Origin of the sequence: Pseudomonas sp. Irchel 3E19, assembly GCF_900187585.1 — a bacterium.
GTDB lineage: Bacteria > Pseudomonadota > Gammaproteobacteria > Pseudomonadales > Pseudomonadaceae > Aquipseudomonas > Aquipseudomonas baetica.
This window is the reverse complement of sequence record NZ_FYDT01000058.1, coordinates 1-12,370: the sequence shown is the minus strand read 5'-3', so window position 1 is coordinate 12,370 and position 12,370 is coordinate 1. Positions and strand designations below refer to the sequence as shown.

12 protein-coding genes are annotated in these 12,370 nt (G+C 59.2%); 5 read left to right on the top strand and 7 right to left on the bottom strand.

The features are described from left to right. Nucleotides 1-53: 53 nt before the first annotated feature. Nucleotides 54-1,499: an aldehyde dehydrogenase family protein gene (locus CKW18_RS25570; protein ID WP_095191331.1), complete on the bottom strand. Its 1,446-nt coding sequence runs from the start codon at nt 1,497-1,499 to the stop codon at nt 54-56. Nucleotides 1,500-1,575: 76 nt separating this feature from the next. Further along, nucleotides 1,576-2,487: a 5-dehydro-4-deoxyglucarate dehydratase gene (gene kdgD, locus CKW18_RS25565; protein WP_042557640.1), complete on the bottom strand. Its 912-nt coding sequence runs from the start codon at nt 2,485-2,487 to the stop codon at nt 1,576-1,578. A gap of 235 nt (nt 2,488-2,722) precedes the next feature. On the opposite strand from kdgD, the gene CKW18_RS25560 reads away from it, so the two are divergent. From CKW18_RS25560 to CKW18_RS25545, 4 genes are all read left to right on the top strand, one after another. Further along, nucleotides 2,723-4,024: a phospholipase gene (locus CKW18_RS25560; protein ID WP_095191330.1), complete on the top strand. Its 1,302-nt coding sequence runs from the start codon at nt 2,723-2,725 to the stop codon at nt 4,022-4,024. Between the two features lie 11 nt (nt 4,025-4,035). Further along, nucleotides 4,036-4,227, top strand: a complete 192-nt coding sequence (locus CKW18_RS25555; RefSeq protein ID WP_095191329.1) for a hypothetical protein — start codon at nt 4,036-4,038, stop codon at nt 4,225-4,227. A gap of 159 nt (nt 4,228-4,386) precedes the next feature. Next, the gene (locus tag CKW18_RS25550) at nt 4,387-4,761 is read left to right on the top strand and encodes a hypothetical protein (RefSeq protein ID WP_095191328.1); all 375 of its coding nucleotides are present in this window, start codon (nt 4,387-4,389) and stop codon (nt 4,759-4,761) included. 153 nt (nt 4,762-4,914) lie between these two features. Further along, a complete protein-coding gene (locus tag CKW18_RS25545; protein ID WP_095191327.1) occupies nt 4,915-5,280 on the top strand; it encodes a hypothetical protein in 366 nt (121 codons plus the stop codon). An 8-nt stretch (nt 5,281-5,288) separates the two neighbouring features. On the opposite strand, the gene CKW18_RS25540 is transcribed toward CKW18_RS25545, so the two are convergent. The 4 genes from CKW18_RS25540 to CKW18_RS25525 all read right to left on the bottom strand — a co-directional run bounded on the left by CKW18_RS25540 (nt 5,289) and on the right by CKW18_RS25525 (nt 9,861). Continuing rightward, complete coding sequence (locus CKW18_RS25540; RefSeq protein WP_177435553.1) at nt 5,289-6,035, bottom strand: FadR/GntR family transcriptional regulator; 747 nt, start codon at nt 6,033-6,035, stop codon at nt 5,289-5,291. A 186-nt stretch (nt 6,036-6,221) separates the two neighbouring features. Further along, on the bottom strand, nt 6,222-7,949 hold the full coding sequence (locus CKW18_RS25535; RefSeq protein ID WP_095191325.1) for an ABC transporter ATP-binding protein/permease: 1,728 nt from the start codon (nt 7,947-7,949) through the stop codon (nt 6,222-6,224). A gap of 96 nt (nt 7,950-8,045) precedes the next feature. Further along, nucleotides 8,046-8,606, bottom strand: a complete 561-nt coding sequence (locus tag CKW18_RS25530; RefSeq protein WP_003221630.1) for a response regulator transcription factor — start codon at nt 8,604-8,606, stop codon at nt 8,046-8,048. Beyond that, nucleotides 8,599-9,861 (bottom strand): ATP-binding protein, encoded by a 1,263-nt coding sequence (locus CKW18_RS25525; RefSeq protein WP_095191324.1) that lies wholly within the window; start codon nt 9,859-9,861, stop codon nt 8,599-8,601. Before CKW18_RS25525 ends, CKW18_RS25530 begins: the two co-directional genes overlap by 8 nt. A 313-nt stretch (nt 9,862-10,174) precedes the next feature. On the opposite strand from CKW18_RS25525, the gene CKW18_RS25520 reads away from it, so the two are divergent. Beyond that, a complete protein-coding gene (locus CKW18_RS25520; protein ID WP_095191323.1) occupies nt 10,175-10,891 on the top strand; it encodes an SIMPL domain-containing protein in 717 nt (238 codons plus the stop codon). A gap of 165 nt (nt 10,892-11,056) precedes the next feature. Here the strand turns inward: CKW18_RS25520 and CKW18_RS25515 are convergent, their stop codons facing one another. Further along, nucleotides 11,057-11,413: a DUF6124 family protein gene (locus tag CKW18_RS25515; protein WP_095191322.1), complete on the bottom strand. Its 357-nt coding sequence runs from the start codon at nt 11,411-11,413 to the stop codon at nt 11,057-11,059. Between the last annotated feature and the right edge of the window lie 957 nt (nt 11,414-12,370).

Sequence of the window (12,370 nt, the reverse complement as noted above, 5' to 3'; positions counted from 1 at the left end):
TCAAGATCAAAAGATCGCAGCCTGCGGCAGCTCCTACAGGGGTATTGCGTGGATCAGGAACCGACGTAGGCGGTTTTCACCACCGTGTAGAACTCTTGCGCATAACGTCCTTGCTCACGTGATCCATAGGACGAACCCTTACGGCCACCGAACGGAACGTGGTAATCCACGCCCGCTGTCGGCAGGTTGACCATCACCATCCCGGCCTGGGAATGGCGCTTGAAGTGGTTGGCGTACTTCAGCGACGTGGTGGCGATACCGGCCGACAGACCAAACTCGGTGTCGTTGGCCATCGCCAGCGCGGCGTCGTAATCGGCGACGCGGACGATGTTCGCCACCGGGCCGAAAATCTCTTCGCGGCTGATGCGCATCGACGCGTCACTGTCGGCAAACAGGGTTGGCGCAAGGAAGTAACCTTCGGTGTCGCAGGTCACCAGACCGCCGCCGCTGACCAGACGCGCACCTTCGGACTGGCCGATGTCGATGTACTTCATGTCCTGCTCAAGCTGCGCTTGGGAAACCACCGGGCCGATGTCGGTGCCGGATTTCAGCGCGTGGCCGACCTTGATCGACTTCATGCGTTCGGCCATCGCCTCAACGAACTTGTCGTGAATTCCGGCAGTGACAATCAACCGGCTCGACGCCGTGCAACGCTGACCGGTGGAGTAGAACGCGCTCTGCACCGACAACTCGACCGCTTGCTTGAGGTCGGCGTCGTCGAGAATGATCTGCGGGTTCTTGCCGCCCATTTCCAGCTGGACCTTGGCCTGCCGCGAGACGCAATTGACCGCGATCTGCCGACCCACACCGACGGAACCGGTGAAGCTGATGCCATCGACTTTCGGGCTGTTGACCAGAGCTTCGCCTACCACACGACCGCTGCCCATCACCAGGTTGAACACACCGGCCGGAAAGCCTGCACGGGAGATGATTTCGGCCAGCGCCCAGGCGCAGCCCGGTACCAGATCGGCAGGTTTCAATACCACGCAGTTGCCGTAGGCCAGGGCCGGGGCGATTTTCCACGACGGAATGGCAATCGGGAAATTCCACGGGGTGATCAGACCGACCACACCCAGTGCTTCGCGGGTCACTTCAACGTTGACGCCCGGGCGCACCGACGGCACGTAGTCGCCGGACAGACGCAGGCATTCACCGGCGAAAAACTTGAAGATGTTGCCGGCGCGGGTCACTTCGCCGATGGCTTCGGGCAGGGTCTTGCCCTCTTCCCGCGCCAGCAGGGTGCCGAGCTCTTCGCGACGGGCGAGGATTTCCGTGCCGACTTTATCCAGCGAATCGTGACGGGCCTGAATGCCCGAAGTCGACCACGCCGGGAACGCTGCGCGGGCAGCGTCGATGGCGGCGTTGACTTGCGTCGGATCAGCCTTGGCGTAATCGCCAATGGTGTCGCTCAATTCGGACGGGTTGATGTTGGCCGAGTAATCGGCGCCGGCGACCCATTCACCGTTGATGTAGTTGTCGTAGCGTTTTGCAGTTGTCACAGGGGCAGCCCTCAAATTTCAAAGCCTTCACGCAAAAAACCGCTGATTGCTCAGCGGCCTCGCTTTTTATCGGGTGTTACTGCGCACCTTGCTTGTCGATCAGCGCGGCGAGCATTTCGTACTCTTCGCCAGTCAGATCGGTCAGTGGTGCCCGCACCGGGCCTGCATCATAGCCGGCGATTTTCGCGCCTGCCTTGACGATGCTCACGGCGTAACCGGCCTTACGGTTGCGGATGTCCAGGTACGGCAGGAAGAAGTCGTCGATGATCTTGCCGACGGTGGCGTGATCTTCGCGGGCGATGGCGTGATAGAAGTCCATCGCGGTTTTCGGAATGAAGTTGAACACCGCCGAGGAGTAGACCGGCACGCCCAGCGCCTTGTAGGCAGCGGCGTAGACTTCGGCGGTCGGCAGACCACCCAGGTAGCTGAAGCGATCACCGAGGCGGCGACGGATCGACACCATCAACTCGATATCACCCAGACCGTCCTTATAACCGATCAGGTTCGGGCAACGCTCGGCCAGACGTTCCAGCAGCGGCGCGGTCAGGCGGCAGACATTACGATTGTAGACAACCACACCGATTTTGACCGATTTGCATACCGCTTCAACGTGAGCGGCAACGCCGTCCTGGCTGGCTTCAGTCAGGTAGTGCGGCAGCAGCAACAGGCCTTTGGCGCCCAGACGCTCGGCTTCCTGTGCGTATTCGATGGCCTGGCGGGTCGAACCACCGACACCGGCGAGGATCGGCACGCTGGTTTCGCAGGTGTCGACGGCAGTCTTGATGATTTCCGAGTATTCGCTGGCGGCCAGGGAGAAGAACTCACCGGTGCCACCTGCTGCGAACAATGCCGAAGCGCCATACGGGGCCAGCCATTCCAGCCGTTTGATGTAGCCCGCGCGGTTGAAATCGCCCTGCGCGTTGAAATCGGTCACCGGGAAGGACAGCAGGCCGGCAGAGAGGATGGACTTCAGTTCTTGTGGATTCATTATTCGAACACCCTGGGTAGCAATATTTTTGTGAGTGGATCGTTCAGCGCTCGCTGAAGTTGTAGGTCATCGTACAACTTAAAAGATAACCGTCAACTGCATTTCATCGCTGACGAGCATTTTTTGTCGGACAAGATTCTTTCTTGACGTAGGAAATTTCTCGACTAGTATCCATTTAACTGTATATGCATACAGTTAAATCAGAATCTACCGACGACATATCAAGGAGAAAGAAATGTCCGGTCTACACCCGAAACCTCAGGAAAAACCCCAACCGGTCATCGCCCGTTTCGATGATCTGTTCACTGCAACCGGCATCCCCATCAACCCCGATAATCGGCTGGTGCTGCACATCGCCGACGCTCACAGCGATGTCGAACCGGTCACCGACCTCCCCGGTAACGCCTTGAAAGGCAGACCGCAGGCCCGCTTCGAGGGCGGTGAACACACAGCCATTGGTGATAACACCCTGCTGCGTTTTGTCGAAAATGCCCAGCCGATCCTCGCGAAAAACGTGGCACTGCATCTGCTGAACGGCCTGGCGCTCACCTACGGCCAGATCCTCGCACTGGGCGGTGATTTCTACGGAATACCGGAGCGCCCGGTCAGTGAAGGCGCAACACCGGTGGATCGCCTGCAACGCTTCAACGCGGCCTTCGACTCTCTCGCCGTCCTGCCTGCCGCACGAGCCGAGGCCACGCAGATTCTCGCGGTCATGCAAAAGGAGATCGACGCGGTTAAACAGGCCATCAAAGACGGTAAACAACCGCACGAGGCGTACGACGCACTAGGAGATACGTTGTCGGAAGAGTGGAACAAAATTACCGGCGGCGGCAGTTTCGTCTCGGCCCTGTTCCCGCTCGGGCGTTACCTGAAACTGGCGGCGAACAACGCCGACCATTTCGGCGAATGGGCGAAGCTGGCCTACATCGCCGGACACACCGCGGCCCTGCAAACGGCCATCGCCGCTCGCGCCAACCACGATGAACTGCAACTGGAACGCGCCTACGCGATGAATGCATTCGCCGACCACTTCCTCACCGACCTGTTTTCCTCCGGCCACTTGCGAGTACCGCGCAAGGAACTGGCAGCCGTAGTGACGCCGAGTGATCTAGGCTCGCTGATCACCCGTTTCATGCACGACGAGGACAGCAAATTCGGTCTCAAGGTGCGCAACGGCCATGGCGATCAGTGGCGGGCTTACGGAGACAAGCGCTACTTCGAGGCGAGCGATGCCGACAACCGCTCTCAGGTCAATCAAGCGGTGCAGGCCTCGGCAGATGAGGTGTTCGCCGCGTACGTGAGCGGCACCCTGCCTGCCCCGTCCACGTTCGCCGCGTTGCAGCGCTTGCCGGACCTGACGGCGGTGTTGAATCTGGCGAATAACTTCTCGCCACTGTTCCGCACCGCTGGCAGCAAAGTATTACGGCGCAAGGACGTCAACAACCTCAACGACACCGCGACCGTCGACGACTGGTGGGGCTGGAGTACCTATCTGCTGCTCAAGGACTACCAACCGACCGGCAACGTCAATTAAGGAGAATCACCATGACGATCAAACTGAAACTGGAACTGGCCTCGGGCCAATCGCTGAAAGGCGCGCCGCTGGAGCTATTGGCCAAAGGCCTGCCGATCGCCAGGGCGACAGTGGATGCGCAAGGTTGCGCGACCTTTAATGCCAGCCCCGCCGCCGGCCCCCTCACCGTAAGGGTCGACCGCTCAATCCTTTCCCGTCACTGACACCACCCTCCCCGTGTAGAGCTGCCGCAGGCAGCGCCTACACGGGGTCTTTGAAACAGCTGGAAATGAACAGTTTAAAACCTCTCCCGCGAAAGTCTCTTACCGTGCAAAACCGCCGTGAATGAATCACGGCTCACCTCGCACGGAGCGCGAACCCTCATGAATTTTGCAGCACCCACACTCCCGCCATTTCTGCCTCATTCGCCTGAAAAAGCCATCGTAAACCTCTCGGCACTGAGCGATGACCTGATCGTTCAGGTCCCGGACTCCAGCGATTTTGCGGCGAACTGGAGCGTCTACGCGATTCTTGGCGACGACCCCGAAGAGCCCGAATGGGCAGGTGAAGAAGTAGACACCGGCACCTGGGATGACGCCGAGGATGAAATGGAAAAACTCACGGGCATTGAACTGCAGATTCCGAAAGAAGTACTGAAGGCGTACCTGAACACGGAAATCGAACTGCGCTACAAATTTCAGGATGAATCCAGCATGGAGCCGTGTTCAGCGCCGCTGATGCTGCGTATCGAGGCCTGATTCCTGACGCGCCTGTTGGTCGGGCGCGCCTTTCACAAGACTCGACCGTTCGTCGGGACTGGTATTTCTTACAGGTGCTTTGCTTTCGCGATCCGGATGTTAATCAGGTCGAGCCGATATCAGCTCGTTTTGACAACCAAAAGGATCTTGAACATGACAAATAAAAGCTTCGCGATAACAATGCTGCCCGCCCCTTTGCTCATAGAAGCGAACGATGGTGTTCTCTACGTTCATAACCTGGTTGATCCTGCCCATGGGGAAGTACCAGTGTATCCAGGCGCAGCCAAAGGCGACGCGATTACACTGACAGTGAGTAACTCAGACGGCATCAATGAATGGGAAGGAAAGGAAGTCCTGTCCTCTGCAACTATCGAAAAGCCTATTCTCTTTAAAATCCCGAAAGCGCCGTTTGAAAAAATGCTCGATGCTAAAAAGAGCGCTGTACTGCAGTACTCCGTCAAGCATGCAAATGGCAATCAAGCAGCTTCATTTCAAACGCCAATCGAGCTTAAAAACTAACTGAACGTTCAACCCTGCGCCTGCGCCTCTTCATGGGCCTGGCGCAGTCTTTCACGGCTATTGGTCAGGTGCAGGCGCATCGCGGCTCGCGCTGCATCGCTATCCTGCCGGGCGATCGCCTCGTAGATTTCCTCGTGCTCACGGCTCAGGCGATTCATGTAGTGCTGCTGATCATCATGGGCCAGGCGCGCCGAATTCAGCCGCGTGCGCGGAATGATGCTGGTGCCCAGGTGCGTCATGATGTCGGTGAAATAGCGGTTGCCGGTGGACAAGGCGATTTCCAGGTGGAATGCGAAGTCCGAGGCGACAGCGTCGCTGGCGTGGGCAACGCTGTCGTTCAGCGCATCGAGGGCGGCGCGCATGGTCGCCAGTTGCTCGGGGCTGCGGCGTTGCGCGGCGAGGCCGGCAGACTCCACTTCAAGGCTGATGCGTAACTCGAGAATGGCCAACACGTCACGCAGGGTGACGACGGTGGCCGGGTCGATGCGAAAGCCGCTGGGGCTCGGCGTATCGAGTACGAAAGTGCCGATGCCGTGGCGGGTTTCCACTTGGCCGGCGGCCTGCAAACGGGAAATCGCCTCACGCACCACGGTGCGGCTGACGCCATGGGCTTGCATGATCGCCGACTCAGTGGGCAGTTTGTCGCCGCGCTTGAGCAGGCCATCGCGGATCTGCTCGCTGAGCACCGTGACCAGTTCCTGAGCCAGGCTGCGGCGCTTGCGCGGAAGGCGCGGGGTGTCGATCAGATTTTCCATGGTGTGCATCTTGTCTCGAAAATTCGGCTTGCGGGCATCATAGCTCAAGCGGGTTGTACGATCACCGGTCGACTCACATCGGCCCTGTAGGAGCTGCCGCAGGCTGCGATCTTTTGATCTTGTTTCAGAAAATCAAAGTCAAAAGAGCGCAGCCTGCGGCAGCTCCTACAGGGGATGCGTGTGGGATCACGTGGTCACGGCTTGCTCAACCAAATGGCCGCTGTCGATTCGTACATGCCGTGGATGGAAGCGCTTCAGACTGCTGCGATGGCCGACGCTGACGATGCTCAACCCCGGTATCTGATCAATCAGCGCCTGATACAGCGTCGCTTCGTCTTCCTCATCCATCGCCGACGTGGCTTCGTCCATGTACAGCCATTGTGGTGCGTAGAGCAGCGCGCGGGCAAAGGCCAACCGTTGCTGTTCACCCGGCGACAGCATGCGCTGCCAGTGATTGGCTTCATCCAGCCGTGCCACCAAGTGCGGCAAACGGCAGGTTTGCAGCACTTGCTCGTAGCGTTCAGGCGAATAGGTGTCCGCCGATTGTGGATAACTCAGCGCCTCGCGCAGGGTGCCGATCGGCAGATACGGTTTCTGCGGCAGAAACAGATAACGCGCTGCCGGCAGGCGAATGTTGCCGTGCCCCGCCGGCCACAAATGCCCCATTGCCCGCAACAGCGTCGACTTGCCACTGCCGGATCGGCCGCTGAGCATGACGCGCTCGCCCGGTTCGACGGTCATGTCGGCGTTGGTCAGCAGATGACGACCGTCGGCCAGATCCAGTCCGAGGTTATCCACTTTCAACTCGCTGCCCTGATTCTGCACACCGATGGCCGGGGCACGCTCTTCGTTATCGGTCATGGCCTGACGGAAGCTCAGCAGACGATCACAGGTAGCGCGCCAGGAAGCGAGGCTCTGGTAAGCATTGATGAACCAGCTGAAGCTTTCCTGAACGTTGCCGAATGCCGAGCTGATCTGCATCAGCTCACCGAGCTCGATCTTGCCGGACAGGTAACGCGGCGAAGCCACGATAAACGGAAAGATGATGGCCGCCTGACTGTAACCGGCGGTAAAGAACGTCAGGCGCTTGGACACTTTCATGATGTCCCAGAAGTTGTGCCAGACATTACCGAAGCGGGCGCTCAAGCGGCGATTCTCGTTTGGTTCGCCGTTGTACAACGCGATGCTTTCGGCATTCTCGCGAATTCGCACCATGGAAAAACGCAGGTCGGCTTCGAAACGTTGTTGCTGGTTATTCAGACCGATCAAGCGACGACCGATCAAATGCGTCAGCCAACTGCCCACCACCGCATAAACCAGCACACACCAGAACATGTAGCCGGGAATGGTGACGCCGTACACTTCAATACTGCCCGAAACGCCCCACAGAATGATCGAGAACGACACCAGACTGACGATATTGCGCAGCAGCCCGATGCCCAGCTCGAGGGTGTTGGAGGTGAAGTTATTGAGATCTTCGGAAATCCGCTGATCCGGGTTATCGGTGTAACCGCCCTGTTCCAGGTGGTAGTAATTCTTGTCGGCAAGCCAACGCGAGAAATGCTTTTCAGTGAGCCAGGCACGCCAGCGAATGGTCAGCATCTGCGTCAAGTAGAGCCGATACACCGCACCGACAATGGCCACCGCCGCAATGCCGCAGAAATACAGAATCAAGCGCCAGAACGCCGCTTCATCCTTCTTTTGCAGGGCGTTGTAAAAATCCTTGTACCAGGTGTTGAACCACACCGAGATGCCCACACTGAGCAACGACAGGGCGATCACCGCAATCAATAGCGTCCAGGCCTTGCCCTTCTCTTCGCTGCGCCAATAAGGCGTGATCATCGCCCACACTTTGCGAAAAAACTGCCCGCGCACAGCATCGTTGACCGCGGAATATTCAGCGTTCTGATTCATGGAAAAGGCTCGATATAGAAAAGAACAGACACGCACCGATCATAGATGATCGGTGCGTTTTATCGCGAGGGCTGGCGATAGTCGTTCAGCGCAGGTTCAGCGACGAACCGGGCGCTTCTGCAGTTTGCGCTGCAGCGTGCGGCGGTGCATGCCCAGAGCGCGGGCAGTGGCGGAGATATTGCCTTCGTGCTCGGTGAGCACACGCTGAATGTGTTCCCACTGCAAGCGGTCAACCGACATCGGGTTTTCCGGCACCAGACTGTCGAGGTCGGCGTGCTCGGAGAGCAGCGCGGCCAGCACGTCGTCGGCATCGGCCGGTTTGCACAGGTAGTTGCAGGCACCGCGCTTGATCGCTTCGACCGCAGTGGCAATGCTCGAATAACCGGTGAGGATCACCACGCGCATTTCCGGGTCCAGCTCCAGCAACTTCGGCAGCAGCACCAGGCCGGAGTCGCCGTCCATTTTCAGGTCCAGCGCGGCGTAGTCCGGCAGATCGGCCTGGGCGATGGTCAGGCCCTCTTCGGCGGAACCTGCGGTACTCACGCGAAAGCCGCGGCGGGCCATGGCGCGCGCCATGACTCGGGTAAACGTTGCGTCGTCGTCGACCAGCAGCAAATGCGGCAGTTCTTCGCCTTCGACTTGGATTTCGTCACTCATGTTGGTCTCCTCGGGCGCCATGGGGCAGACGCAGCTCGGTGAGCGTGCCGCCTTCCTCATGACTATAGAGTTTCACTGAGCCGCCGGCGCGTGTCACGCTGGCCTTGCTCAAAAACAGGCCCAGGCCGAAACCTTTGCCCTTGGTGGTAAAAAACGGTTTGCCGATCTGTTCGGCGATGGCCAGCGGCACACCGGCGCCGTGATCGCGAATGCTGATGGTCACGGTTTCCGCGTCCCAATCCAGCGTCACTTTCAGGTTTTCCGGGCAGGCATCGGCGGCATTGTTCAACAGGTTCAACAGCGCCTGAGTCAGATCCGGCGGCGGTGCCATACGCGGTACCGTGCCTTGGCCGAGACGGTGGAAGCGATAACTGGCTTCCGGGCGCATCAAGTGCCAGCGGTTCAGCGCTTCGTCGAGCCAGACCGTGACGTCCTGCATCTCCACCGCCAGACGCCGGTTGGCTTCGGCGGCGCGCACCAGTTGTTGCAAGGTCTCTTTGCACAACTTGACCTGATCCTGCAGCACCTTCAGATCGTCCTGCAGCATCGGATCCGGATGATCCTGCTGCATCTCTTTGAGCAGCACACTCATGGTCGCCAGCGGCGTACCCAGTTCATGGGCGGCACCGGCGGCTTGCGTGGCGACGGCCAGCAATTGCTGGTCACGCAGGCCTTCTTCACGGCGAATCGCGCGCAATTCTTCCTGACGGCGCAACTCTTCAGCCATACGCGCAGCGAAGAACGTGATCACCGCTGCCGCCAGGGCGAAGCTCAGCCACATGCCATAGATCTGCAGATTCTCGCGGGCCACCGGCAGGGTTTCCAGCGGGTAGAACCGTGTCAGCATCACGGTGTACAAGGCCAGCGCGATGCCGGACAGGATCACCGAATAGCGCCATGGCAGCGTCACCGCAGCAATGGTCAGCGGCACCAGATAGTAGGAAACGAAGGGATTGGTCGAACCGCCGGAGAAATACAACAGGGCGCTGTGGATCACCAGATCACAGGCCAGTTGCAGGGCGTATTCGAGCTCGGTCACCGGCCACGAGGTACGCAGGCGCACCGCGGTGAACACGCAAAGCAGTATCGAGCAGCCGAGGGTCATCGCCAGTTGCACCCACGGCAACGGCAACAGCTCCAGCCAATAGGCCAGACCTACGGAACCGGCCTGCGCGGCGAGCACCAGCGTGCGGATGAAAGTCAGCCGCCAGAGGTTCTGGCGAGTGGCGGAAGTCAATTGTACGGGGGCGAGCATGAGCTCTCCTGATGAGCGCTCCAGGCGGATCGCACGGAGTATAACCAAGCCGCGGCCTCCAGAGGCGAAAGTGCGGCAAACGACCACATGGCGAAAATATTTGCGGCGGCTATAAGAGCGCCTTCGCGAGCAGGCTCGCTCCCACAGGGGAACGCATTTCAAAGGTGGGAGCGAGCCTGCTCGCGAAGGGCTGCGCAGCAGCCCCCTGCAACTGTATAGAAGTTGTAACTGGGCGAACCGGATCATAAAAGCTAGAGTCAGATGGTTTCACGCAGGCCCGAACCAACACCTGCGCCCTCATCAAGGAGCCTTCATGCACACATTTCGCCGCAGCGCCGCCCTTCTCGCCCTGACCGTCGGCAGCGTCGCCAGCCTTCCGGCCCTGGCTGCCGATGAGCTGCACTACAACCAGATTGCCCTGCGCGCCGAAGTCAGCCAGGAAGTGGCCCGCGACCTGATGATCGTGACCCTCTACACCGAAGAGCAAAACACCGACCCGGCCAAACTCGCCGCCGACGTCAGCACCACCATGAACAAGGCACTGGCCCAGGCCAAGCAAGTCAAAGACATCACCCTGCGCCAGGGCAGCCGCAACAGCTACCCGATCTACGACACCAAGGGCCAGAAAATCACCGGCTGGCGTGAACGCGCCGAACTGCGCCTGGAAAGCGCCGACTTCGCCGCCCTGTCCAAACTCACCGGCGAATTGCTGGGCGAGCTGAAAATGGGCGGCATGGACTTCGCCATCGCCGACCCGACCCGCAAAGCCAGCGAAGACCAATTGCTCAAAGAAGCCGTCACCGCCTTCAAGGCCCGCGCCCAACTGGCCACCGACGCACTCGGCGGCAAGGGCTACAAAATCGTCAACCTGAACCTCAACAGCAACGGCTACCCACAACAGTACCTGCGCGCCCCGATGATGATGAAAGCTGCCGGCATGGATTCCGCGCCGGTGACACCTGAAGTCGAAGCGGGTACCAGTCAGGTAAGCATGACTGCTGATGGCTCGATTGAAGTGCTGATGCAGTGATGTAATGTGGGTTGAATGACAAACCGGCGATCAGACAATGATCGCCGGTTTTTTTGTGCTTGGGATTTGTGGTGCTTGGGCTGTCGCCATCGCGAGCAGGCTCGCTCCCACAGTTGGAATGCGTACTCCTGCTCGCGAAGAACGATGACGCAGTAGCCCTGGGGATCAGGTTTGCGGATCAACCCGATCCAGCGCCCGGCTCACCGCCAGTTCGGCCAGCATGACGATCTGCTGAATCCCCAGCACCGTATTGCGCTGCGCGCCGCCCAACTCGTTGGCGAAGTTGCTGGCTGCGGCACTGGCCGAGGCCAGTGATTCACAAGCGTGAGCGAGCAGGCTTTCAGTGTCGACGTTGGGGCAAACCATGAACATCGTGCTGGGTTGGCGCGGTTTCTTGGGTTGGGGACAGAGATAGAAATCGAGGGCGCGTTTGATGGCTTCGCGGTTTCGGGCGAGGTCTTCGGCGCGGAGGGCTTGTTCGAGTGGGGTTTCGAGGGGTGGGTCGGGGATCAATTTATCCATAGAGCATTTCCTTACGAATGACGCCATTCATTTCCGATCTCACTCGAGAAACGAGGTGGCAACTATGTACGGAGTGAGATTACCGGTAAGGAAACCAACCCGGCCGAACCGAAGTCCGCCCGTACATAGCCGCCATAAAGAACTGCCGACAGCATGAACTGGCGGCGATTATGGAGCGGCTTTCGCAGGTTTCCAAATTCAATAACCGGGAATCTCACCTCCCGATCGCAGAGTCTTCTGCGACAACCCAAGCCTTGAGAGCGCACGTCCGACGGACAACCTGAAAACCTTGCGGGAAGGTTCTGGTGATTTCACACACCTCTAAACACAGCAAAGTAATCCGGTACCTGTGTGGGCCTCTTCGCGAGCAAGCCCGCTCCCACAGTTTCAACCGAGTACACCTGCCAGACATTGGCCGGCTGTCAGGCCGCCATCGCTGGCAAGCCAGCTCCCACAGAAAGCAAAAGCCAGATCAAAAGATCGTCCGATCGCGGCCCGAGCCTTCGGCAGCTCCTACAGAGGAGACAAGTACACCCCGCACGCGGCGAATGCCGCCCCACTCAACACAATGAGCGTTAGCTCGAGTACCGCTTTTGACGTACCGGCCCCTTCGGCAGGCTTCGTTCCGGGATTCATCCGGGGGTGGGAGCGCAGCGACCGTTTGGCGCAGCCAAACACAGCGAGAGGAGGTGCAGCGAAGCAAACCGTAGGCGATGCTCCCGGATGAATCCCGGAACGAAGGAACACCGAGCCACAGCGAGGTGCCGAACGCCGGGGCAAGACTTTTTGGTTACTTTTGAGGCGTTTGTCAAAAGTGACCCGCCGTAAGGGCCATCCCTTTCAAGGTCTTTTAGTTTTGGCAGCCTTGATTACTCTGTCCGTTGAAACATGCGCATGCACCGCCGTGCCTTGGACCCATGTCTTGGGCTTAGGCACCTTGGGGCCACGGGGGCTTTT